20 protein-coding genes and 1 pseudogene are annotated in these 24,376 nt (G+C 65.3%); 11 read left to right on the top strand and 10 right to left on the bottom strand.

Translation table 11 applies throughout. The features are described from left to right. The first annotated feature begins 112 nt into the window (after positions 1–112). From rpe to BMZ43_RS16245, 7 genes and pseudogenes are all read left to right on the top strand, one after another. The gene (gene rpe / locus BMZ43_RS16275; protein WP_093255240.1) at positions 113–790 is read left to right on the top strand and encodes a ribulose-phosphate 3-epimerase; all 678 of its coding nucleotides are present in this window, start codon (positions 113–115) and stop codon (positions 788–790) included. Then, positions 787–1,637: pseudogene (locus BMZ43_RS16270) on the top strand (phosphoglycolate phosphatase). The gene rpe and the pseudogene BMZ43_RS16270 overlap by 4 nt, the downstream one beginning before the upstream one ends. Positions 1,638–1,709: 72 nt before the next feature. Next, entirely contained in the window at positions 1,710–3,188 is a 1,479-nt protein-coding gene (gene trpE, locus BMZ43_RS16265) for an anthranilate synthase component I (protein WP_064306801.1), read from the top strand. 10 nt (positions 3,189–3,198) lie between these two features. Then, positions 3,199–3,792 (top strand): anthranilate synthase component II, encoded by a 594-nt coding sequence (locus BMZ43_RS16260; protein ID WP_064306800.1) that lies wholly within the window; start codon positions 3,199–3,201, stop codon positions 3,790–3,792. After that, positions 3,793–4,842: an anthranilate phosphoribosyltransferase gene (trpD, locus tag BMZ43_RS16255; RefSeq protein ID WP_017640366.1), complete on the top strand. Its 1,050-nt coding sequence runs from the start codon at positions 3,793–3,795 to the stop codon at positions 4,840–4,842. After that, on the top strand, positions 4,839–5,666 hold the full coding sequence (trpC, locus tag BMZ43_RS16250) for an indole-3-glycerol phosphate synthase TrpC (RefSeq protein WP_093254931.1): 828 nt from the start codon (positions 4,839–4,841) through the stop codon (positions 5,664–5,666). Before trpD ends, trpC begins: the two co-directional genes overlap by 4 nt. A 271-nt stretch (positions 5,667–5,937) precedes the next feature. Beyond that, the gene (locus BMZ43_RS16245; RefSeq protein WP_017640368.1) at positions 5,938–7,719 is read left to right on the top strand and encodes a BCCT family transporter; all 1,782 of its coding nucleotides are present in this window, start codon (positions 5,938–5,940) and stop codon (positions 7,717–7,719) included. A 60-nt stretch (positions 7,720–7,779) separates the two neighbouring features. Here the strand turns inward: BMZ43_RS16245 and crp are convergent, their stop codons facing one another. Next, a complete protein-coding gene (crp, locus tag BMZ43_RS16240; RefSeq protein ID WP_093254930.1) occupies positions 7,780–8,424 on the bottom strand; it encodes a cAMP-activated global transcriptional regulator CRP in 645 nt (214 codons plus the stop codon). Positions 8,425–8,633: 209 nt separating this feature from the next. Here crp and BMZ43_RS16235 point away from each other — a divergent pair, with 209 nt between their 5' ends. After that, positions 8,634–9,056: an OsmC family protein gene (locus tag BMZ43_RS16235; protein ID WP_017640370.1), complete on the top strand. Its 423-nt coding sequence runs from the start codon at positions 8,634–8,636 to the stop codon at positions 9,054–9,056. Positions 9,057–9,321: 265 nt separating this feature from the next. Beyond that, entirely contained in the window at positions 9,322–10,116 is a 795-nt protein-coding gene (gene speD / locus BMZ43_RS16230; protein ID WP_026083764.1) for an adenosylmethionine decarboxylase, read from the top strand. 55 nt (positions 10,117–10,171) lie between these two features. Here speD and BMZ43_RS16225 read toward each other — a convergent pair whose 3' ends face one another. The 3 genes from BMZ43_RS16225 to BMZ43_RS16215 form a co-directional block, all read right to left on the bottom strand. Then, on the bottom strand, positions 10,172–11,431 hold the full coding sequence (locus BMZ43_RS16225) for a cation:proton antiporter (protein ID WP_093254928.1): 1,260 nt from the start codon (positions 11,429–11,431) through the stop codon (positions 10,172–10,174). A 201-nt stretch (positions 11,432–11,632) separates the two neighbouring features. Next, entirely contained in the window at positions 11,633–11,824 is a 192-nt protein-coding gene (locus BMZ43_RS16220) for a hypothetical protein (protein WP_093254926.1), read from the bottom strand. An 88-nt stretch (positions 11,825–11,912) separates the two neighbouring features. Beyond that, positions 11,913–15,419 (bottom strand): bifunctional diguanylate cyclase/phosphodiesterase, encoded by a 3,507-nt coding sequence (locus BMZ43_RS16215; RefSeq protein WP_093254924.1) that lies wholly within the window; start codon positions 15,417–15,419, stop codon positions 11,913–11,915. Between the two features lie 366 nt (positions 15,420–15,785). On the opposite strand from BMZ43_RS16215, the gene BMZ43_RS16210 reads away from it, so the two are divergent. Both BMZ43_RS16210 and BMZ43_RS16205 read left to right on the top strand, forming a co-directional pair. Beyond that, positions 15,786–16,145 (top strand): BON domain-containing protein, encoded by a 360-nt coding sequence (locus BMZ43_RS16210; RefSeq protein ID WP_093254922.1) that lies wholly within the window; start codon positions 15,786–15,788, stop codon positions 16,143–16,145. A gap of 73 nt (positions 16,146–16,218) precedes the next feature. After that, a complete protein-coding gene (locus BMZ43_RS16205; RefSeq protein ID WP_007159716.1) occupies positions 16,219–16,671 on the top strand; it encodes a PA2169 family four-helix-bundle protein in 453 nt (150 codons plus the stop codon). 54 nt (positions 16,672–16,725) lie between these two features. Here BMZ43_RS16205 and acs read toward each other — a convergent pair whose 3' ends face one another. From acs to BMZ43_RS16175, 6 genes are all read right to left on the bottom strand, one after another. Beyond that, positions 16,726–18,669, bottom strand: coding sequence for an acetate--CoA ligase (acs, locus tag BMZ43_RS16200; protein WP_093254919.1), 1,944 nt, complete (start codon positions 18,667–18,669; stop codon positions 16,726–16,728). A 125-nt stretch (positions 18,670–18,794) separates the two neighbouring features. Then, positions 18,795–20,459: a glucose-6-phosphate isomerase gene (gene pgi / locus BMZ43_RS16195; RefSeq protein ID WP_064306796.1), complete on the bottom strand. Its 1,665-nt coding sequence runs from the start codon at positions 20,457–20,459 to the stop codon at positions 18,795–18,797. 181 nt (positions 20,460–20,640) lie between these two features. After that, entirely contained in the window at positions 20,641–21,498 is an 858-nt protein-coding gene (gene panC, locus BMZ43_RS16190; RefSeq protein WP_064306795.1) for a pantoate--beta-alanine ligase, read from the bottom strand. Beyond that, positions 21,495–22,295 carry a 3-methyl-2-oxobutanoate hydroxymethyltransferase gene (gene panB / locus BMZ43_RS16185; RefSeq protein ID WP_064306794.1) on the bottom strand — a complete coding sequence of 267 codons (801 nt, stop codon included), beginning with the start codon at positions 22,293–22,295 and terminating at the stop codon, positions 21,495–21,497. Before panB ends, panC begins: the two co-directional genes overlap by 4 nt. A 128-nt stretch (positions 22,296–22,423) precedes the next feature. Then, a complete protein-coding gene (folK, locus tag BMZ43_RS16180; RefSeq protein WP_064306793.1) occupies positions 22,424–22,927 on the bottom strand; it encodes a 2-amino-4-hydroxy-6-hydroxymethyldihydropteridine diphosphokinase in 504 nt (167 codons plus the stop codon). After that, positions 22,924–24,315, bottom strand: a complete 1,392-nt coding sequence (locus BMZ43_RS16175) for a polynucleotide adenylyltransferase PcnB (protein WP_017640381.1) — start codon at positions 24,313–24,315, stop codon at positions 22,924–22,926. The genes folK and BMZ43_RS16175 overlap by 4 nt, the downstream gene beginning before the upstream one ends. Positions 24,316–24,376: the final 61 nt, after the last annotated feature.

The raw sequence follows: 24,376 nt of genomic DNA, 5'->3' as shown, positions 1-24,376 counted from the left end.
GTTGACCCTGGCGAGCCTACCGCCGTTCGCCCCGTCGGGGCAGCGGGAACGCCCGAGCCGCAGACGGATCTCCGTTACAATGCCGCCCCTCAACCTTCGCCGAGGCTATCCCATGCAACCCTTCGCCATCGCCCCCTCGATCCTGTCCGCCGATTTCGCCCGACTGGGCGAGGAAGTCGACAAGGTCCTCGCCGCCGGTGCCGACATGGTCCATTTCGACGTGATGGACAACCACTATGTGCCCAATCTCACCATCGGTCCCATGGTCTGCAAGGCGCTGCGCAACTACGGGGTGACCGCGCCCATCGACGTGCACCTGATGGTCAAACCGGTGGATCGCATCATCGGCGACTTCATCGAGGCCGGCGCCACCGACATCACCTTCCATCCCGAGGCCTCCGAGCACATCGATCGCTCGCTGCAGCTGATCAAGGATGGCGGTTGCCGCGCCGGCCTGGTGTTCAACCCGGCTACCTCGCTGGACGTGCTCAAGTACGTCATGGACAAGATCGACATGGTGCTGCTGATGAGCGTCAACCCCGGCTTCGGCGGCCAGAAATTCATTCCCGGCACCCTCGACAAGCTGCGCGAGGCCCGCGCCCTGATCGACACCTCCGGCCGGCCGATCCGCCTGGAGATCGATGGTGGGGTCAACGTCAAGAACATCGGCGAGATCGCTCGCGCCGGGGCCGACACCTTTGTCGCCGGCTCGGCCATCTTCGGCCAGCCCGACTACGCCGCGGTGATCCAGGCGATGCGCGCCGAGCTGGCCAAGGCCCGTTCGGTATGAGCGCCCTGGTGCGACTCGGTGGCGGGCATCCGCCCGCCCTGGTGATGTTCGACCTCGACGGCACCCTGCTGGACTCGGCGCCGGACCTGGCCGCCGCGGTGGACGCCATGCTCGAACGCCTGGGCCGCGCGCCGGCGGGGCTGGACAAGGTGCGGCTGTGGATCGGCAATGGCGCCCGGGTGCTGGTGCGTCGCGCCCTGGCCGATGACATGCAGCACGACGCCGTGGACGATGCCGCTGCCGATAGCGCGCTGGCCCTGTTCATGGCGCTCTATGGCGGCAGCCACGCCCTGACCCGCGTCTATCCCGGCGTGCTGGACAGCCTGGCGCTGCTGCGCACCCTGGGCGTGCGCCTGGCGGTGATCACCAACAAGCCGGAGCGCTTCGTCGCGCCGCTGCTGGCCGACATGGGCCTGGGCGACTTCGACTGGATCGTCGGCGGCGATACCCTGCCGCAGCAGAAGCCCGATCCGGCGGGCTTGCTGTGGGTCATGCAGCAGGCAGGCGTGGTGGCCGGTCAGGCCCTGTTCATCGGTGATTCGCGCAATGACATCCGCGCCGCCCGTGCCGCCGGGGTGCGTTGCGTGGCCCTGAGCTATGGCTACAACCATGGCGAGCCCATCGCCAGCGAGCAGCCGGATCTGGTGGTCGACGATCTGCGCGAGCTGTTCATCTAGCACGCCGAGGTGGCCGGCCGGTTGCCATGCCGCGCCGGCTAGGCTAACGTGGCCCTTCAACCCCCGCCTCAAGAGCAAGAGATCGCATCGTGGTGGTCACCCGCACAGGCTCCTCGCGAGCATGGATGAAAGTCATCAAGGCCCTGGCCCGTTGGCGCTGGCGCGCCTGATTTCGTCCTGGCCGGTATCTGACCGGCGCGCTGTGCACCCGACCTTTCGTTTTCCTCGCCACGAGGCTGATCATGACCCGCGACGATTTCCTGCGCCTGGCCGCTCAAGGCTATAACCGCATTCCCCTGGCCTTCGAAACCCTGGCCGACTTCGACACCCCCCTATCCATCTACCTGAAGCTGGCCGACGGCCCCAATTCCTATCTGCTGGAATCGGTGCAGGGCGGCGAGAAGTGGGGGCGTTACTCCATCATTGGCCTGCCGTGCAGCTGTGTCCTGCGCGTTCATGGTCATCGCGTGGTGGTCAGCGATGCCGGTCGCGAGGTCGAGGTGATCGAGCACTGCGACGATCCCCTGGCCTTCGTCGAAGCCTTCAAGGCGCGCTATCGCGTGCCGACCCTGGATGGTCTGCCCCGCTTCAATGGTGGGCTGGTGGGCTACTTCGGCTACGACAGCGTGCGCTACGTGGAACGCCGCCTGTCGGCCTGCCCCAATCCCGACCCGCTGGGGACGCCTGACATCCTGCTGATGGTGTCCGATGCCGTGGTGGTGTTCGACAACCTGGCCGGCAAGATCCATGCGATCGTGCTGGCCGATCCAGACGAGGCCGAGGCCTTCGACGCCGCCCAGGCACGTCTGGCCGACATCCTCGACCGCCTGCGCCAGCCCATCGTGCCGCGCCGCGGCCTGGATCTTTCCGCCCCGACCGGTCCGGAGCCGAGCTTTCGCTCCAGCTTCAGTCGCGAGGATTTCGAAGGCGCGGTGCAGCGCATCAAGGACTACATCCTGGCCGGCGACTGCATGCAGGTGGTGCCTTCGCAGCGCATGTCCATCGCCTTCCAGGCGGCGCCCATCGACCTCTATCGGGCGCTGCGTTGCTTCAACCCCACGCCCTACATGTATTTCTTCAACTTCGGTGACTTCCACGTGGTGGGCAGTTCGCCCGAGGTACTGGTGCGGGTGGAGGACGGCGAGATCACCGTGAGGCCCATCGCCGGGACCCGTCCGCGCGGCGCCACTGAGGAAGCCGATCTGGCTTTGGAGCGTGATCTGCTGGCCGACGCCAAGGAGCTGGCCGAGCACCTGATGCTGATCGACCTGGGGCGCAACGACGTGGGCCGGGTCTCCACCACCGGCAGCGTGACCCTGACCGAAAAGATGGTCATCGAGCGCTATTCCAACGTGATGCACATCGTCAGCAACGTCACCGGCCGGCTCAAGCCCCAACTGAGCGCCATGGACGCCCTGCGCGCCATCCTGCCGGCCGGCACCCTGTCCGGGGCGCCGAAGATCCGCGCCATGGAGATCATCGACGAACTGGAGCCGGTCAAGCGCGGCATCTACGGCGGCGCCGTGGGCTACCTGGCCTGGAACGGCAACATGGACACCGCCATCGCCATCCGCACCGCGGTGATCAAGGACGGCGAGTTGCACGTGCAGGCCGGGGCGGGAATCGTCGCCGACTCGGTGCCGGCGCTGGAGTGGGAAGAGACCCTCAACAAGCGTCGCGCCATGTTCCGCGCCGTCACCCTTGCCGAACAGTCCGTCTGAGGAGCCTGCCATGTTGCTGATGCTGGATAACTACGATTCCTTCACCTACAACCTGGTGCAGTACCTGGGCGAGCTGGGCGCCGAGGTCAAGGTGGTGCGCAACGACGAGCTCCCGGTCGAGGCGCTCGAAGACCTGGCGCCGGAGCGCATCGTCGTCTCCCCCGGTCCCTGCACGCCCAACGAGGCGGGCATCTCCCTGGCCACCCTGGAGCGCTTCGCCGGCAAGCTGCCGGTGCTGGGCGTCTGCCTGGGTCACCAGAGCCTGGGCCAGGCCTTTGGCGGCGAGGTGGTGCGGGCGCGCGAGCCGATGCACGGCAAGACCAGCCCGGTCTACCACAACGGCGAAGGCGTCTTCGCCGGCCTGCCCAATCCCTTCACCGTGACCCGCTACCACTCGCTGGTGGTCAAGCGCGAGACCCTGCCCGACTGTCTGGAGATCACCGCCTGGACCCAGCATCCAGACGGCAGCCTGGACGAGATCATGGGGCTGCGGCACCGCGAATTCATGATCGAAGGGGTGCAATTCCATCCCGAGTCCATCCTCACCGAACATGGCCATGACCTCTTGGCCAACTTTCTCAAGCAGCAGGGAGGACGCCGCTAGATGGACATCAAGCAGGCCTTGAATCGCATCAGTGGCCAACTCGACCTCAATGTGGCCGAGATGCAGGCGGTGATGCGCCAGATCATGACCGGTGGCGCCGACGAGGCGCAGATCGGTGCCTTCCTCATGGGCATGCGCATCAAGAGCGAGACCATCGACGAGATCTGCGGCGCGGTCAGCGTGATGCGCGAACTGGCGACCCCGGTGGTGCTGCCGAGCCTCGACCACGTGGTCGACGTGGTGGGCACCGGCGGCGACGGTGCCAACATCTTCAACGTGTCCTCGGCCTCGGTGTTCGTGGTGGCGGCGGCGGGCGGCAAGGTCGCCAAGCACGGCAATCGCGCGGTGTCCGGCAAGAGCGGCAGCGCCGATCTGCTGGAGGCCGCCGGTATCTACCTGGAGCTGACTCCGGCGCAGATCGCCCGCTGCGTCGAACAGGTAGGCGTCGGCTTCATGTTCGCCCAGTCGCACCACAGCGCCATGCGCCATGCCGCCGGGCCGCGCCGTTCCCTGGGGCTGCGTACCCTGTTCAACATGCTCGGGCCGCTGACCAATCCGGCCGGTGTCCGTCACCAGGTGGTCGGGGTGTTCAGCGCCGCCCTCTGCCGACCCCTGGCCGAGGTGCTGCAGCGCCTGGGCAGTCACCATGTGCTGGTGGTGCATTCCCGCGACGGCCTGGACGAATTCAGCCTAGCCGCGGCGACTCAGGTGGCCGAACTCAAGGACGGCAGCATCAGCGAATACCAGGTGCTGCCGGAGGATCTGGGGATCAAGAGCCAGACCCTGGTCGGCCTGACCGTGGACGGTCCCGAGGCCTCCCTGGCGCTGATCCGCGACGCCCTCGGTCGACGCAAGACCGAAGCCGGGCAAAAGGCCGCCGACATGATCGTGCTCAACGCCGGCGCGGCGCTCTATGCCGCGGATCTCGCCCATAGTCTGCATGAAGGGGTACTCTTGGCCCACGACGCGCTCTACAGCGGCCTGGCCCGGGAAAAGCTGGACGAGCTCGCCCATTTCACATCCGTCTATCGCGAGGAGGGTCGCCCGTGAGTGTGCCAACCGTGTTGCAGAAGATCCTGGCCCGCAAGGCCGAGGAGATCGCCCAGCTCAAGGCGCGTACCAGCCTGGCCGAGCTCGAGGCCCAGGCCCGCGCCGCCGATGCCCCCCGTGGCTTCGCCCGCGCCCTGCAGGCCCAGGTGGCACGCAAGGAAGCGGCGATCATCGCCGAGGTGAAGAAGGCCTCGCCGAGCAAGGGCGTGATCCGCGAACACTTCGTGCCGGCGGAGATCGCCCACAGCTATGCCCTGGGCGGGGCCACCTGCCTGAGCGTGCTCACCGACGTGGACTTCTTCCAGGGCGGCAACGCCTATCTGCAGCAAGCGCGCGCCGCCTGCCAGTTGCCGGTGATCCGCAAGGACTTCCTCATCGATCCCATCCAGGTGGTGGAAGCCCGGGCCATCGGCGCCGATTGCATCCTCTTGATCGTCGCCGCGCTGGACGACGCCCTGATGGGCGAACTGGCCGCCACGGCCAAGGATGTCGGCCTGGACGTGCTGGTCGAGGTCCATGACGGCGCCGAGCTTGAGCGCGCGCTCAAGGTGCTGGATACCCCGCTGGTAGGCGTCAACAATCGCAACCTGCACACCTTCGAGGTCAGCCTCGAGACGACCCTGGATCTGTTGCCGCGCATCCCCCAGGATCGCCTGGTGATCACCGAGAGCGGCATTCTCAATCGCGCCGACGTGGAGCTGATGGAGATCAACGAGGTGCGTGCCTTCCTGGTGGGCGAAGCCTTCATGCGTGCCGAGGAGCCGGGCCAGGAGCTGCAGCGGCTGTTCTTTCCTGACCGGCGCTTCCCGCTCATGGATGCCTGACCGTTCAGGCGCCTGAACAAGGCCTCGGTGGCGACCACCGAGGCCTTTTTTTATCTGCAAGGTGACCCAGGTCGACTCACGCCCGCCCCAATCGGCGGGAACGACCTCCGTGTACCCGCTGCCGACGCGGGGCTTTGTTTCCTGCCCCCTAAACCCGGTTAATGACCTCCGACCCGCTGAACCGTGGCGGGTCGAGGAGTCGATCGGCCATCGCGAGGTGCGCCGGGGCTCCGCCGCACCAGGCCATCCATAACCAGGGCAAGCAAGAACCATGGCAACGGAAGAAAAAAGCGAAACACTTGATATCAGCGTCACCGATCCCTCCCGGACCGAGGAGTCGCGGCGCGATCGCCGACTCGCCGGTACCACCGACTGGGTGGTCTTCGGCGTCACCAGCATCGCCGCGCTGGCCTTCGTGATCTGGGGCTTCGTCAACCAGGCCGGTCTGGCCAGCAGCGCCTCTACCGCCCAGGGCTGGGTGATCACCCATTTCGGCTGGCTGTTCGTACTCACCTCCACCGGCTTCGTGGTCTTCGTCATCTGGCTGGCGGCCAGTCGCTATGGGCGGATCCCCCTGGGACGCGACGACGAACAACCGGAATTCCGCACCCTTTCCTGGGTGGCGATGATGTTCAGCGCCGGCATGGGCATCGGCCTGATGTTCTTTGGCGTCGCCGAACCGCTGTCGCACTATCTCAACCCGCCGCCCGGCGGCGCCGCGGGACAGAGCAGTGCCGCCCTGCAGGTGGCCATGGCTACCACGCTGTTCCACTGGACGCTGCATCCCTGGGCCATCTACGCCGTGGTCGGCTTGGCCATCGCCTATGGCACCTACCGTCGCGGGCGCTGCCAGCTCATCTCGGTGGCCTTTCGCCCGCTGATCGGCGAGCACGCCAACGGCCCCCTTGGCCGCGTCATCGACATGATGGCGATCTTCGCCACCCTGTTCGGCTCGGCCGCCTCCCTCGGCCTGGGCGCCCTGCAGATCGCTGGCGGACTCGAACACAACGGCTGGATCGAGCAACCCGGAAAAATGCTGTATATCGGCATCATCACCGTGCTGACGGTGGCCTTCGTCATCTCTGCCGTGTCCGGCGTGGAAAAGGGCATCCAGTGGCTGTCCAACACCAACATGGTGCTGGCGGTGGCCCTGGCCCTGTTCGTCTTCGTCGTCGGGCCGACCCTGCTGATGCTCAATCTGCTGCCCACCGCCATCGGTGACTACATCGACCTGCTGCCGGAGATGATGGCGCGCACCAGCGCTAGCGGCGGCGAGGCCATGGGCAACTGGCTGTCGAGCTGGACGGTGTTCTACTGGGCCTGGTGGATTTCCTGGACACCCTTCGTCGGCATGTTCATCGCCCGCATCAGTCGCGGCCGTACCATCCGCCAGTTCGTCACCGGGGTATTGCTGGTGCCGAGTCTGGTTAGCGTGGTCTGGTTCGTCATCTTCGGTGGCGCGGCGATCGACGCCATGCGCCTGGGCGCCTTCACCCTGGTCGACGGCGCGGTGAACAGCAACTTCGCCCTCTACGATCTGCTGGCCAGCTATCCCTGGGTCTCGGTGACCTCGGTACTGGTCATGGTGCTGGTGGCGATCTTCTTCGTGTCCGGCGCCGACGCCGCGTCCCTGGTGATGGGTACCCTGTCCGAGCGCGGTACCACCGAGCCCTCGCGACGCACGGTGATCTTCTGGGGCGCCCTCACCGGCGCGGTGGCGGCAATCATGCTGGCCATCGGCGACCCGGGCAATCCAGGCGCCGCCCTCAATGGTCTGCAGAATCTGACCATCGTGGTCTCACTGCCTTTCGTGGTGGTCATGGCGCTGCTGTGCCTGGCGCTCTATCGTGACCTGCGCTGCGATCCGCTGATGCTGCGGCATCTGCGCGGCACCGAGTTGATCGAGAAGGCGGTGCTCTATGGCGCGGTCAAGCACGGCGAAGAATTCCACTTCGTCGTGGGTGAGCCCAAGGCCAAGGGGAACGGCGAGAAGACCGTCGAGGAGAAAGCCACGGTGCGGGTGGAGAAGGTACAGCGGAAGGTCGAGATCTGACGCGCTGGAAGGGCGGGGGCAGCGGCCCCCGCCTGCTGGCGGGGGCGCACCGGGCGGGGTTCAGCGGGTGCCGAACACCACCATGGTCTTGCCCTTGACGTGGACCAGTCCCTGTTCTTCCAGGGACTTGAGCACGCGGCCGACCATCTCGCGGGAGCAACCGACGATGCGGCCGATCTCCTGGCGGGTGATCTTGATCTGCATGCCATCCGGGTGGGTCATGGCGTCCGGCTGCTTGCACAGGTCGAGCAGGGTGCGCGCCACGCGACCGGTGACGTCGAGGAAGGCCAGGTCGCCGACCTTGCGGGTGGTCTGGCGCAGGCGCTCGGCCATCTGGCGGCCGAGGGAGAACAGCATGTCCGGATCATGCTGGCTCAGTTCGCGGAACTGACTGTAGCTGATCTCGGCGACTTCGCACTCGGTACGGGCACGGACCCAGGCGCTACGCTCGGGCTCGCTGCCTTCTTTGGAGAACAGACCCATCTCGCCGAAGAAGTCCCCGGCATTGAGATAGGCGATGATCATTTCGCGGCCCTCATCGTCTTCGATAAGGATGGTCACCGAACCCTTGAGGATGAAGAACAGGCTTTCGCTGTTGTCGCCAGCGTAGATGATGGTGGTTTTTGCCGTGTAGCGGCGACGCGAGCAGTGCGCTAGCAGCTTGTCGATGTGCTGTAACTTCGCGGGTGGGATGATAGCGGCCATGCTGATTCCTGAGGTTGAAAGCTAACCTGAGTCGGGGGCACCGATGTCCGAACCGGTGCATGCATAGGCTGCGCCGGTTCCAATTCAAAGACCGGATAAGAACATGCGCAGCTTAAATGCGAGCTGAATAGCCCTTCACTGGTCATCAGTTTACGCCATCCAGCATGTTAAGCTGATCACCATTTGCATATATAAGTAGGACGAAAGCGATGAAAGCGCGCATCCAGTGGGCAGGCGAGGCCATGTTCCTCGGTGAATCCGGCAGCGGTCACGTGGTGGTCATGGACGGCCCGCCGGAAAGCGGTGGTCGCAACCTCGGCGTACGGCCGATGGAAACCGTGCTGATCGGCCTGGGCGGCTGCGCCAGCTACGACGTGGTCAGCATCCTGCGCAAGGCGCGGCAGCCGGTGGAGAGCTGCGAGGCTTTCCTCGAAGCGGATCGTGCCGAGACCGAGCCCAAGGTGTTCACCCGCATTCACCTGAAGTTCGTGGTCAAGGGCCGCGGTCTCAAGGAAGCCCAGGTCAAGCGCGCCATCGAGCTGTCGGCGGAGAAGTACTGCTCGGCCTCCATCATGCTCGGTCGGGCCGGCGTCGAGATCACCCACAGCTACGAACTCGTCGAACTCGCCTGATGCTCTTGCAGGCGACGCCCATGCAGGCGTCGCCCTCCGCGTCATCCCTTCCCGCCGACATCAATTCATCACCTGAGCCCGGCAGACTCTGGCCCCAGCCGCTGCCGATCTGCATAATGCGCCGCTCTTAAGGGGCAAGCCCCCGACAAGTACAGCCAATCGCCATCGCGAAGAGGTGTTCGCCGCCCTACGCAGCTTGCGCAATCCGCAACTGACGGGCACTCAGGACCGCGGTCAGAGACCGCACGACGGGAGCTTTACCACCGTGAAAAGCAAACTCAGGCTTCATGGTTTCAACAACCTGACCAAGACCTTGAGCTTCAACATCTACGACATCTGCTACGCCGAGACGTCGGAAGATCAACAGGCCTATGTCCAGTACATTGATGAAGAGTACGACGCCGAGCGTCTGACCCAGATTCTGACCGACGTGGTCGATATCATCGGGGCCAACATCCTCAACATCGCCCGCCAGGATTACGATCCCCAGGGTGCCAGCGTGACCATCCTGATCTCCGAGCAACCGGTCGAGCCGACCGAGAGCCAGATCGAGGAATCGCCCGGTCCGCTGCGCGAGACCATTCTCGGCCACCTGGACAAGAGCCACATCACGGTGCACACCTATCCGGAGATCCATCCGGACGACGGTATCGCCACCTTCCGCGTCGACATCGACGTCTCCACCTGTGGCGTGATCTCCCCGCTCAAGGCCCTGAACTACCTGATCCACCAGTTCGACTCGGATATCGTCACCGTGGACTACCGGGTGCGCGGCTTCACCCGCGACATCGAAGGGCGCAAGCACTTCATCGACCACGAGATCAACTCGATCCAGAACTACCTGTCCGAGGACACTCGCGCGGCCTACCAGATGACCGACGTGAACGTGTACCAGGACAACCTGTTCCACACCAAGATGCTGCTCAAGGAATTCGAACTGGACAACTACCTGTTCGGTGATGCTTCCCGCAGCCTCTCGACGGAACAGCGCCAGCAGATCACTCAGCGTCTCAAGCACGAGATGCGCGAGATCTTCTCCGGCCGCAACCTGCCGCGCTGATCGCTCGGCTGTTGCTCAAAGAACCCCGCCACGGCGGGGTTCTTCGTTTCCCGGTTCAGTGATGCTCGTCGCGCACGACCGGTGCGCCACCGGTGACGCTCTTGACCACCCGGCCGATGGTAAGGCCCTGGCCGAGGATGGAGACCAGCACCACGATATAGGTCAGAGCCAGGATCAGATCCCGCTCCGGACCGGCCGGCAGACTCAGCGCCAGGGCTACGGAGACGCCGCCACGCAGGGCGCCCCAGGTGAGGATGCGCGCCGTGCCGCGGGTCATGTTGCGCCAGTGCGGGCTGAGCAGCACCACCGGTGCCACGCTGATCCAGCGGGCGAAGAGGATCGCCAGGGTCACCAGCAGTGCCGCGCCCAAGTGGGCCCAGCTGAAGGGCAGCACCAGCAGCTCCATGCCGATCAGGGCGAACAGCAGGGCGTTGAGGATCTCGTCGATCAACTCCCAGAACCCGTCCAGGTAGCGCCGGGTGAAGTCGTTCATCGCCTTGGTACGGCCCAGGTTGCCGATGATCAGACCCGCGACCACCATGGCGATGGGGCCCGAGACGTGCAGGTGGCTGGCCAGGGTCGAGCCGCCGATCACCAGCGCCAGGGACAGCATTACCTCGATCTGGTGCTGCTCGATGCTCAGCATCAGCCAGTAGCAGATGAAGCCGATCAACAGGCCGAAGAGGATGCCGCCGCCGGCCTCTTCGAGAAACAGCCAGAGCGCGGCGTTGACCGTGGGCGTCTCGCCCAGCTGGATCACCCCCAGCAGCACCGAATAGACCACCACGGCCACGCCATCGTTGAACAGCGCCTCGCCGACGATGGTGGTCTCCAGGGACTTGGGCGCGCCGGCCGAGCGCAGGATGCCAAGCACGGCGATGGGATCGGTCGGGGAGATCAGGGCGCCGAAGATAAGGCAGTAGAGCAGGTCGACGTGCCAGCCCAGCCAGCCGAAGATCAGGTGGCTGAGATAGCCGATCAACACCGTGGAGATGATCACGCCGAGGGTGGCCAAGCCGGCGATGGCCCATTTGTAGTCGCGCAGGTCCTTGAGATTGACGTGCAGGGCGCCGGCGAACAGCAGGAAGCCGAGCATCCAGTTCATCAGCAGGTCGTTGAAGTCGATCTGCCCGAGCAGTTCGCCGATGCGGTGCTCGAGGCCGGGAAAGCCCAGCCAGGACAGGCTCTGCAGGCCGACCGAGAAGATCAGCGCGATGACCATGACGCCGATGGTGGGCGGCAGGCCGACGAAGCGGTAGTTGAGGTAGGTGAGCAGCGAGGTGAAGCAGATGAAGGCAGCAGCGAGTTCGAGCATGGGCGTTCCAGATCCATCAGACAGCGAGTCCCGGCGGAGGCAGGGGCTAGGGGTAGGATGGGGTGGAGGCCGCAAAAGTTACATTTTCGATAGCTGCCTAGCCAAGTGTCTGGCGCGACAAGATCAGCAGTCGCCCTGGCCCGCACCTCCAGTGCCGGTGCCAGGGCGACCTCTGAGACGAACGGTCAGGCGCGCTGACGGCTAGAGCGGCGCGGCCATTGCCGGGGTCGTTTCACGCACCGGCAACGGATGGGGCGCAGCGATACGCGCCTCCAGCGTTGCCACGTAGCTGCGGGCGTCGGCTTCATTGAGAAAGGTGATGGCCTGTTTGTCGAGACAGACCTGCCAGGCACTGGTGGTGGACTTGCGCAGGGGGCGAACCACGATCTTCATACTGGTACCCTCGGGGACAGACGAAAAGTGGAAACCCGATTCTAGAGCGCTTTTGATTGCAGAATGGTGACATTCGTCGGTAAGCGCGCTAGGCGCGCGCCCGCTGCCGTTCGGCATACCAGCCTTCGAACTCTTCCGGCGGCAACGGTGGGCTGAACAGGAAGCCCTGGCATTGCTGGCAACCCAGCTTGCGCAGGATATCCCATTGCTCGGTGGTCTCCACGCCCTCGGCCAGGACGTCCAGATCCAGGCCCTGCCCCAGGGCCACGATGGCCGCGGCGATGGCCTGGCTGCTGTGGGTGCCGCTGTCGCTGCGCAATTCGTGCATGAAGCTCTGGTCGATCTTGAGCTTGTCGAGGGGGAAGCGGCGCAGATAGGCCAAGGAGGAATAGCCGGTGCCGAAGTCGTCCACGGCGATGCGTACGCCCAGCGTCTTGAGGGTAGCCAGGGACAGCAGCGCCTCCTCGACATTGTTCATCAGGGTGCCTTCGGTGATCTCCAGCTCCAGGTGCTCGGCCGGCAGGCGACTGCGCGCCAGGGCGCGGGAAATGGTGCTGGCCAGATCGCGCTTGGCGAATTGCCGGGGCGAGATGTTGATCGCCAGGGTCTCCAGTTCGAGTCCCTGGGCGAGCCAGCTGTGCATCTGCTGGCAGGCGGTCTCGATGATCCAGTCGCCCAGGGGCACGATGAGCCCGGTTTCTTCGGCCAGCGGAATGAACTCGGTGGGCGGGATGAGGCCCAGCTCCGGGTCCTGCCAACGCACCAGGGCTTCCACGCCAATGGTCTGGGCGGTGCTGACGCTCATCAGCGGTTGGTAGTGCAGGACGAAGTCACCGCGCTTGAGCGCGGTGCGCAGCCGCGATTCCAGATTCAACCGCCGCCGCGACTGCTCGGTGAGGGCCTGGGTATAGAAGCGGAAGGTGTCGCGGCCCTGGTCCTTGGCCTGGTGCATGGCCGTGTCGGCATTGCGGATGAGGTCATCGGCGGTCCCGCCATCGTCGGGAAAGAGGCTGATGCCGATGCTGGCATTGAGATAGATGTCGTGCTCGCCGAGATGGAAGGGCTGCTCCAGCTTGCCGAGCATGGCCTGGGCGATCTGGGCGGCGAATTCGGGCCGGTCTATCCGCTCGATGATGACCAGATACTCGTCGCCACCGATGCGCGCCAGGGTGATGTCCTCGCTGAGCAGGGCGCGCAGGCGGGCGGCGAATTCCACCAGCAGTTCGTCACCCAGGGCATGGCCATGGCTTTCGTTGACCGTGCGGAAATGATCGAAGTCGAGGATCAGTACGGCGACCAGGTATTCCTGGGGTTCGGCCAGGGCCAGGGCATGTTCCAGATGGGTGCGCGCCAGCAGGCGATTGGGCAGGTCGGTCAGGGGATCGTGGTGCGCCAGGTGACTCAGGCGCGCCTCGCTCTCTCGCAGGCGGGTGGTATCGCTGACGGTAACCGTGTACTGCCGGGTCTCCCGGGGGTAGAGGGTGTCGATGGCGGTCCAGGCCGGAAAGGTACTGCCGTCGAGTCGTGGCCAGAGCAGCTCGCCTTCCCAGCGGCCCTCGCGGCGCACGGTACGCCAGAGTTCGCGATAGAAGCGCTGGTCCTGGCGCCCACCGCCGGGAAGTCCCAGGCGCTGGCCGAGCAGGGTGCCTTCCTGGGCGCCCAGCAGCCGGGCGAAGGCCGGGTTCACCGCCAGGATCCAGCGGCGCTCGTCGAGCAGCAACAGGCCGTCGCGACTGTTCTGGAACATCGCCGCGGCCTGGCGCAGGCTCTCTTCCTGCTGTTTGCGCAGGGTGATGTCTTGGGCGGTGCTGATGAAGTATTGCGGCACGCCCTGATCGTCGCGGATCAGGCGCGTGGTGACGTTGGTCCATACCGGCTGGCCATTGCGATGCAGATAGCGTTTTTCCAGGGTGTAGCGGTCCTGGCCGGTGTCCACCAGCTGCTTGCGCAGCGCGGCGCCCAGCGCGCGCTCGTCCGGATGGGTCACCGACGCGGTGTCCTTTTGCAGCAACTCCGGTTGCGAGTAGCCGAGCATCTGGCAGAAGTGGTGATTGACGCTCAACCAGCGACCTTCCAGGTCACTGAGCATGATGCCGGTGTAGGCCTGTTCGAAGATGCCGCGATAGCGCGCCTCGCTGGCACGTTGCGCCTGGACGACACGCTGCTGCCGGATGGCCAGCACCGCCAGGCGGGTGAATTCGGTGATCAGCGCCTGGGTTTCCGCTTCGGGCAGCCGCGCCTCACCGTAGTAGATGCCCAGGGCGCCCACGGCACGTTGCTGCTCGTCCTGCAGCGGCAGGGCCCAGGCGCCGCGAATGCCCGCCGCCTGGGCCGCCGGCAACAGCGGTTGCCAGGCCGGGTCCAGTGCGACATCGATGGTGAACACCGGCGCATTGCCCGTGACGGCGCTGCAGCAGCCCTGGTCGTGACGGCTGCGAGGCATGCTTTCCAGCGCCGCCTGGAAGGCCGGTGGCAGGCTGGGCGCCGCGGCGACCCGCAGATGCTCGCCCTGGTCGTCCAGCAACAGGGCGACGCGCATTTCCGGATAGATCTGCTCCAGCCGCAGGGCGATGCCCTGCTGGATCTCCGCCAGCGGCAGGCCGGTGAGCAGGTCGTCGAGAACGTCGCTACGGGCCTGTTGCAGCAGCTGCGCCTGGTAGTCGTGATGGATGTCGGTCAGGGTGCCCTGGATCTCGCCATCGAGGCCGGCGCGCAGCTCCATCTGCATCCAGCGATGACTCTCCACCGACAGCCGCAACCGCACCACGCCATTCCAATGCAGGCGCTGGCCCGCCGCGAAATCCGCCACCAGCTGGCGCAGGCGGGCGCCGTCCTGGGGATGGAAGGCTTGATCCAGGGGGTGGTTGAGTTGCTGGGCGGCGGGCTGGCCGGTGAGGCCTTCCCAGGCTGGGTTGAGAAATTGCCAGCGACCGCGGTGATCGCTGGCGAAGATCACTAGCGGCAGGTGCTGGACCAGTTCGCGATAGCGCCGCTGGCTGTCCTGCAGGGCCTGTTCGGCCAGCTTGTGGCTGGTGATGTCGACCAGGGCACCGCGGGTGATGCCGGCTTCGTCGAAATCGCTCTGCCAATTGAGCCAGCGCCAACTGCCTTCGCCATCGTCGAAATGCGCCGAGAAATTCAGCGGGCCCTGCATGTGCTGCAGGCGTTCCAGCATGCTGTGGACGTGGTCGCGGTCATCGGCGCGGGCGCAGGCGGCAATGGTGGCGAAATCCAGCGGATCGCTGCCCTTGGGCTGGTGCAGCATCACCAGGGTGCGTTCGGAACACAGCAGGCGGCCATCGTCCAGCAACTGCCAGTCACCGGTATTGGTCAGCCGCTGGACGAAATCCTGGGTGGCGCGCTGGCTTTGCAACTCTTCGATGAAGCCTTCGCGATAGCTGGCTTCGCGCCGCAGCAAGCCATAGAGCACCAGCGATAGCAGGCTCATGAAGGCCAGACCCTTCAGGGTGTGCCACAGATGGACACTGTCCTGATCGCTGAGCAGCAGATACAACAGCCCATCGGTACCGATCACCCAGAGGGCGCTCAGCAACAGATAAATCAGGGCAATGCGCGCAGGGGAGAGAGGCCGCATCCCGGATCCTCGAGGCCCGATCGTAGGTGTCGGGTTCAATTCAGCATTGACCGGATAAAGGTGTGGCAGTTCTGGTTTGGCCACCTCGACGTCCGCCTTTCGATGTCCACCCTCGTCCCAGAGCGTACGGGAGGCTCCTGCCCCAGACATCGGTGCCAGAGTCGTCTGACCTCGTGCAATTTACCAGACCTTTTTGCGCATTACTTGCATTTTGCCCGCCCGTTATTTTTGGTGAATTTATCTAAGTCATTGATTTTTAACGTCTTTAATTGGCTTTGGAATTCGGCGCAGCCGTTGCGCTCTACATAGGAGTCGCTGCTACCAGGACCTGGGCGCAGTACAACCAAGGAAAACAGGAGTCATCTCATGAAAAAGACTTTCGGTACTTTTGCCCTCGCTGCCGTTACCGCTTCCGTACTGAGCCTGCCGCTGGCCGGCGGTGCCTTTGCTGCCACCAGCCAGAACATGACCCTGGCCGCCAACAACACCGTGGACAAGACCGAAGAAGCCGCGTCCGACACCTGGATCACCAGCAAGGTCAAAGCTTCCTTCCTGGCCGACGAACACATCAAGGGCACCTCGATCAAGGTCGAGACCAACAAGGGCGTCGTGTCCCTGTCCGGCACCGTGGCGACCGAAGCCCAGCGCGACCTGGCGATCAAGGAAGCCAAGGCCATCAAGGGCGTCAAGGCCGTATCGGCTGACGCGCTGAAAGCCGCTCAGTAAGAACGCCTGGTAACACCCGGCACGATGGCAGCGCCGCTGCCATCACCCTTGCCCTTCACCCCGGAGAACTGCCATGACCAGCACGACCGAAACCCTCAACGATCTGATCGAGATCGCCCGTGACGGCAAGAATTTCTACGAGCATGCCCTCACCGAAGTGAAGAACCCCGAATTGAAGGCCCTGTTCACCGAAATCGCCCAGAGCAAGGCCGAGATCATCAGCGCCCTGAGCAGCCAGGTATCGGCCGCTGGTGAAAAGCCCGCTGAGCAAGGCACCTTTGCCGGCAGCTTCCGCAAGTACTACACCGACGTCAAAACCTCCTTTGCCAGCAAGGAAAAGGAAGAAGTCACCTACGTCAGCGAACTGGAAGAGCAGGAAGACCGCTTGCTGCACGCACTGGAGCGCGCCGTCAACGAACACGCCACGCCGGATGCCCAGGCCAACCTGCGCAGCCAGCTGGAAAAGGCCCGTGCGACCCACGATCGCATGCGTGACCTGAAGCACCGCATGCAAGCCGCCCACTAAGGTTGCCTGCAGAAAAAAGCCCCGCCTAGGCGGGGCTTTTCTTTGGGCCAGTGTTCAGTTTTGGGGTGCGCGATTGAGGCGGGCGTCGATCAGGCTGTCGACCACCGACGGATCGGCCAGGGTCGAGGTATCGCCCAGGCTGTCCAGCTCGTCGCAGGCGATCTTGCGCAGGATGCGTCTCATGATCTTGCCGGAGCGGGTCTTGGGCAGGGCGGGTGCCCATTGCAGGAATTCCGGCTTGGCGAAGCTGCCGATCTCCTCGGCCACCTGTTGGCGCAGGCGGGCCTTGAGTTCGTCGCTTGGGGTCACCCCGCCCTTGGTAGTGACGAATGCATAGACCGCCTGGCCCTTGACCTCGTGCGGGCAACCCACTACGGCGGCTTCGGCCACGTCCGCATGTTCGGTGAGCACGCTTTCCACTTCGGCGGTACCGATGCGGTGGCCGGAGACGTTGAGCACGTCATCCACCCGCCCGGTGATCCAGTAGTAGCCGTCTTCGTCCCGGCGGGCGCCGTCGCCGGTGAAGTAGTAACCCGGATAGGCACTGAAGTAGGTGTCGATCAGTCGCTGGTGGTCGCCATAGACGGTGCGGATCTGGCTCGGCCAGCTGGCCTTGATGGCCAGCACTCCGCTGCCGGGGCCGTCGATTTCCTTGCCCTGCTCGTCCAGCAGCACCGGCTGGACGCCAAAGAAGGGCAGGGTGGCCGAGCCCGGCTTCAACGCCAGGGCGCCGGGGGGCGGGGCGATGAGGATGCTGCCGGTCTCGGTCTGCCACCAGGTGTCGACGATGGGGCAGCGACCCTCGCCCACTACCCGGTGATACCACTCCCAGGCCTCGGGATTGATCGGCTCGCCTACGCTGCCGAGCAATTGCAGGCTCTGCCGCGAGGTGCGCTGTACCGGCTCGTCGCCTTCACGCATCAGGGCGCGCAGGGCGGTGGGAGCAGTATAGAAGATATTGACCTGATGCTTGTCCACCACCTGCCACAGGCGACTGGCGTCGGGATAGCTGGGCACGCCTTCGAACATCAGGGTGGTGGCGCCATTGGCCAGGGGGCCATAGACGATGTAGCTGTGGCCGGTGACCCAGCCGACATCCGCGGTGCACCAGAAGACCTGTCCCTCGTGGTAGTCGAACAGGTACTTGAAGCTCAGGGTGGCGCCCAGCAGATAGCCGCCGGTGGTGTGCAGCACGCCCTTGGGCTTGCCGGTGGAACCCGAGGTGTAGAGGATGAACAGCGGATCCTCGGCATCCATGGGCTCTGCCGGGCAGTCGGCCGCGGCCGCGGCCACGGCCTGGGCATAAGGCAGATCACGGCCCTCCTGGCGCGCCACGGCGGCGCCGGTCCGCTCGACCAAGACCACGGTGTGGACGTCCGGGCATTTGGCCAGGGCCTTGTCGACATTGGCCTTGAGCGGCACACGCTTGCCGCCACGTACGCCCTCGTCGGCGGTGATCACCACCCGGCAGTCGGAATCGAGGATGCGGTCGCGCAACGCCTCGGGCGAAAACCCGCCGAACACCACCGAATGCACCGCGCCGATGCGGGCGCAGGCCAGCATCGCATAGGCGGCCTCGGGAATCATCGGCAGATAGAGGCAGACGCGGTCGCCCTTCTTGACCCCGCGCTCCTTGAGCACATTGGCCAGGCGACAGACGTGCTCGTGCAACTGGCGATAGCTGATGGCCTGGCTGTCGGCGGGATCGTCGCCTTCCCAGAGGATGGCGGTCTGCTCGGCCCGGCCACCGAGGTGGCGATCGATGCAGTTGTAGGCGACGTTGAGCTGGCCGCCGCTGAACCAGCGGGTCTGGCCCTGGCGCATGTCGCCGCTATGGACTTCGTCCCAGGTGCGCGACCAGTCGAGTAAAGCGCTGGCCTGTTCGCTCCAGAAGCGTTCCGGCTGTTCCACCGAGCGCTGGTAGAGCTCGCGATAACGGGCTTCGTCGAGGTGGGTGCGGGCACTCAGGCTCTCGGGCACGGGATAGCGGTGGCTCATGGCCGGCTCCTTCTTGGTGTTGTTGTGCTCCTAGTTTAGGCCGCGGATGGCCTGTTGGGGTTCAGCGAGGCGATAAAACGAAAAAGCGCCGCAGAGCGGCGCCTTTCGGAACGGACCGAGATCGATCAGCCGCGGTGACGACCGCGGAAGTAATCGATCAGGCCCTGAGTCGAACCATCGTCGGCCTTGCCTTCGCTGCGGCCGATGATGTGCTGATAGACATCTTTGCCCAGCTCCTTGCCCAGCTCGACGCCCCACTGGTCGAAGCAGTTGATGCCCCAGATGACGCTCTGCACGAACACCTTGTGCTCGTACAGGGCCACCAGCGCACCCAGGCGTCGGGGCGAGATGCGTTCCAGCACCAGGGTGTTGCTCGGACGGTTGCCCGGGATCACCTTGTGCGGCGCCAGCTTGGCGATCTCGGCCTCGCCCAGGCCTTTCTCACGCAGCTCGGCCTCGGCTTCCTCGCGGGTCTTGCCCAGCATCAGCGCCTGGCTCTGCGACAGGCAGTTGGCATAGAGCCATTGCTGGTGATCGGCCACCGGATTGTGGCTCACCACCGGCACGATGAAGTCACCGGGGATCAGCTGGGTGCCCTGGTGCAGGAGCTGGTGGTAGGCATGCTGACCGTTGCAGCCGACGCCGCCCCAGATCACCGGACCAGTTTCCATGCTCACCGGCGAGCCGTCCTGACGCACGCTCTTGCCGTTGGACTCCATGTCCAGCTGCTGCAGGTGCTTCACGAAGTTACGCAGGTGGTGGTCGTAGGGCAGGATGGCGTGACTGGTCGCGCCCCAGAAGTTGCCGTACCAGACCCCGAGCAGGCCCAGCAGCACCGGCATGTTCTCTTCGAAGGGGGCGCTGGTGAAATGCTGGTCCATGGCATAGGCACCGGCCAGCAGGTCCTTGAAGTTGGACATGCCGATGGCCAGGGCGATGGGCAGGCCGATGGCCGACCACAGCGAGTAGCGCCCGCCGACCCAATCCCACATGGGGAAGATGTTCTCTTCGGCGATGCCGAATTCCACCGCCATCTTGACGTTGCTGGAGACGGCGATGAAGTGCTTGTGCAGCTCCGGCTCCGGGCAGCCCTGGGCCAGGCACCAGGCGCGGGCGGCCTGGGCGTTCTTCAGGGTCTCCAGGGTGCCGAAGGACTTGGAGGAGACGATGAACAGGGTGGTGTCGGCGGCGAGCTTGGAAGTCACCTCGCGGAATTCGCTGCCGTCGATGTTGGCCAGGTAGTGGCAACGCACGCCGCGCTGGGTGAAGGGCACCAGCGCCTCGGACACCAGCTGCGGACCGAGGAAGGAACCACCGATGCCGATGTTGACCACATCGGTGATCGGCTTCTCGGTGTAGCCGCGCCAGAGGCCGTTGTGGATGCGGGTGACCAGCGCGGTCATCTGGTTCAGGACCCGGTGCACCTCGGGCATGATGTCCTGGCCATCGATCTGCACACTGTCGCCCACCGGGCGGCGCAGCGCGGTATGCAGGGCGGGACGGTGCTCGGACGAGTTGACGTAGGCACCGTCGAACAGGGTGCGGATGGCGCCTTCCAGACCCGCTTCGCGAGCCAGGTTCACCAGCAGCTCACGGGTCTGCTCGGTGATGAGGTTCTTGGAGTAGTCGAGGAACAGACCACTGCTGCTCAGGGAGAACTGCGAGAAGCGCTGCGGATCGGCGGCGAAGGCGTCGCGCATGCGGAAATTCTGCATGGCCTTGCGGTGGTCCTGCAGGGCCTTCCAGGAGGCGAGCTGGGTCACGTCGAGGGGGTGTTGATAGTACTCCATGGCTAGGCTTTTCCTTGGTGGCTCTTGTTTGCTGTTGTGCCCCACAAGCCGCTGGCTTGCAAGGGAAAGTCGGCGACCGCGCGACGCCTGACGTGGCGTCGCGCTTCGAGCATGAAAAAGCCCGGTATGTTCCGGGCTTCCAGGATTCAGGCGGGTTTGGGTGAGCTAACCTTCGGTTGCATCACACTCCGGGCCTGCGGCGAAAGCTCAGGTTGTCGATCAGGCGGGTCTGGCCCAGATAGGCCGCCACCAGCAGCACCAGCGCGGTGGTGGCCGGCCCGGCCGGTTGCAGGCTCAACTGCTCGCGTAGTTCCAGGTAGTCGACTCTAAGCCCCTGGGCTTGCAATTCGGCGACACCGGACGCCAGGGTCGGCTCGACCGCTGCGCCGGCGGCTAGCTGATCGGCGAGCCGCCTGAGCAGGCTGTACAGGCAGGGCGCGCTGGCACGCTGGCCGTCATCGAGATAGCCATTGCGCGAGGACAGCGCCAGGCCGTCGGTGGCCCGCACCGTGGGTTGGGCGACGATCTCGATGGGCATGTCCAGGTCCTGGACCAGCTTGCGGATCACTGCCAGCTGCTGATAGTCCTTTTCGCCAAACACCGCCACGTCCGGTTGCGCCATCTGGAACAACTTGGTGACCACCGTCGCCACGCCTTCGAAATGGCCGGGCCGACGGGCACCGCAAAGACCTTCGGACACCTCGGGGACGTTCACCCGGGTCAGGCCGTCCATACCCTTGGGATACATCTCGGCCACCGCCGGTGCGAACAGCAGATCGCAGTGGGCCTCGTTCAGCTGGCGGCTGTCTTCCGCCAGGGTGCGCGGATAGGTCGCCAGATCCTCGCTGGGGCCGAATTGCAGCGGATTGACGAAGATGCTCGTCACCACGAAGTCGGCGTGGCGGCGCGCGGTCTCCACTAGGGCGATATGACCGGCGTGCAGATTGCCCATGGTGGGCACCAGGCCGATGCGCAGGCCCTGGCGGCGCGCGGCGGCAACGGCGGCGCGTAGTTCGCGGACGCTATGGACCGTCTTCATGCGGAAAATCCGTGTTCGGGAGCGGGAAAGCTGCCGTCCTTGACGGCGGCGACGTAGGCCGCCAGGGCAGCCTGGATGCTGTCCTGACCGGCCATGAAATTGCGCACGAATTTCGGCGTGCGCCCGCGCAGGGCTAGGCCGAGCATGTCGTGCAGCACCAGCACCTGGCCATCGGTGGCGGCACCGGCGCCGATGCCGATCACCGGCACCCGGGCGGCGCGGGTGATTTCCTCGGCCAGCGCCGAGGGTACGCATTCCAGCAGCAGCATGGCCGCGCCGGCTTCCTCCAACTCGCGCGCCGCCTCGCGCAGCTGCTGCGCCCGGACTGGATCGCGGCCCTGCACCTTGAAGCCGCCGAAGACATTGACCGATTGGGGCGTCAGGCCCAGGTGGGCGCAGACCGGTACGCCATTGGCGGCCAGCCGACGAATCGGCTCGGCCAACCAGGCGTCGCCCTCGAGCTTGACCATCTGCGCGCCCGCCTGCATCAGGCGGCCAGCGCTGGTCAGGGTCTGCTCCAGGGTGGCATAGGTCATGAACGACAGGTCTGCGACGATGAAGGCACCGGCCTGGCCGCGTTTGACGCAGGCGGTGTGGTAGACCATGTCGTCGAGGGTCACCGGCAGGGTGCTGTCGTGACCCTGCAGCACCATGCCGAGGGAATCGCCGATGAGCAGCATCTCGACGCCGGCCTGACTGGCGGCCTGGGCGAAGGTGGCATCGTAGGCGGTCAGCATGGCGATCTTTTCGCCACGCTGCTTGAGCCCCTGAAGGGTCGTGAGGCTGATATCAGGCATGCAAGAGGTCCTCGTGGGACGGCGCTATGGTTATTGTCTGGCGCCGCGGGCGCGGGTTGGCCGCGCGCAAACGGCTGCTATAGTCCCGGCGCATCCGACACAAGTCAATGTTCGGTGTTACGGCAGTGTTACCGCGCAGGTGACGACGGTACCAGTCGTTCCAGACCCTCGAAAGGACAGGCGGACAACAGGTCCGGCAGCCGGCGGCCATCGGGCAGGTGCAGCTCGGGGGCCAGGTCGGCCAGGGGATAGAGCACGAAGGCGCGCGCCTGCAGGTGGTAGTGCGGTACCTGCAGGCGCGGCTCGTCGATCAGCCGCTCACCGAACAGCAGGATGTCGATGTCCAGGGTGCGCGGACCCCAGCGCTCGTCCTTGCGCACGCGCCCCTGCTGCTGCTCGATGGCCTGGGTGGCGTCGAGCAGCGCCAGGGGGGCGAGGGCGGTGTCCAGCGCGGCGACGGCATTGACGTAGCGGGGCTGGTCGGGCGGCCCCAGGGGATCGCTGGCATAGAAGGCGGAGACCGCCACCAGCTGGCTGTCAGGCAGCTGGGCCAGGGCCTCCAGGGCGGCGTCCAGCTGCCGCCGCGGCTCAGCCAGGTTGCTGCCCAGGCCGAGATAGACCCTTTCCATCATTCGTCGCCGGACGTGGGCGCATCCGAGGTGCGCCGCTTGCGATTGCTGCCGCCACGGCGCCGCCGCTTGGCCGGCGCACCGTCTTCCCGGCTGAGGTTCTTGATCATCTCGCGTCGCTGGCTGTCACCGACCTCCTGGTAGCGCGTCCACCACTCGCCCAGGCCGCCGGTTTCCTCGCCGGCGCTCTCGCGCAGCAGCAGGAAGTCGTAGCCGGCGCGGAAGCGCGGATTTTCCAGCAGTTGATCGGCGCGCTTGCCCTGACGGCGCGGCAGGCGCTCCTGCATGTCCCAGATCTCGCGCATGGGCATGGTGAAACGCTTGGGGACGGCGGTGCGCTGGCACTGCTGCTGGGTCAGGTCGTGGGCGGCTTCCTGCATGGCCGGAATGGGCGGCAGGCCGCGATCCTGGTGATAGCGGACGCGCTCGGGCAAGGCCGGCCAGAGCAGGGCGGCGAACAGGAAGGCCGGGGTGACCGGCTTGCCTTCGCGGATACGGGTGTCGGTGTTGGCCAGAGCCTGGCGGATCAGACTGCCGGCGTACTCCGGGTCGCGCTCCAGGGCCTCGCCACTGGCCGGGAACAAGGGGGCGAACAGGCCGTACTGGCAGAGCAACTCGAAGGTGCGCTCCGCCTTGCCGCCCAGGAGCAGCTTGATGATCTCGTCGTACAGCCGCGGCGCGGGTATGTCGCGCAGCAACGGCGCCAGGCGGCTGATGGGTTCGGCGGTGGCGGTCTCGATCTCGAAATCCAGCTTGGCGGCGAACCGCACGGCGCGCAGCATCCGCACCGGATCTTCCAGGTAGCGCTGCTCCGGGTCGCCGATCAGGCGGATCTGCCGCAGGCGGATGTCCTGGGTGCCATTGGCGTAGTCGAGAATGCGTTCGCCGCTGGCATCGTAGTAGAGCGCGTTGATGGTGAAGTCGCGCCGCTGGGCATCCTGTTCCTGGTTGCCATAGATGTTGTCGCGCAGGATCCGGCCGCTTTCATGGCGCGATCCCTGGGCTTCGTCTTCGGCATCCCCGGTGGGGTGATTGGCGCGGAAGGTCGCCACCTCGATGATCTCACGACCGAAATGCACATGGACCAGCTTGAAGCGCCGGCCGATGACCCGCGCATTGCGGAATTCGGCCCGCACCTGCTCGGGCGTGGCACTGGTGGCGACATCGAAGTCCTTGGGCTCGAAACCCAGCAACAGGTCCCGGACGCAACCGCCCACCAGGTAGGCCTGATAACCCGCCTTTTCCAGCCGGTCGACCACGCTCAAGGCGTAACGACTGATCCGCTCTCGTTCCAGAGCATGCTGACTGCGGGGCAATTCGATGGGCAAGGCAGGCGCGGGCGGAGTACGCCGCAGGGGCGAGCGCAGAGTCTGGATCAGCTTCTTCAGCATGCGAGTTTCTGTTCGGAGAGACGGCTATACGCAATCTGGCCCATAGCAGGAACCGTTGCGC

This window comes from Pseudomonas sp. Snoq117.2 (genome assembly GCF_900110545.1).
In the GTDB taxonomy this organism is placed as follows: Bacteria; Pseudomonadota; Gammaproteobacteria; order Pseudomonadales; family Pseudomonadaceae; genus Chryseomonas; species Chryseomonas benzopyrenica.
The sequence above is the reverse complement of the archived record's forward strand: the minus strand, read 5'-3'. Positions and strand labels throughout refer to the sequence as shown.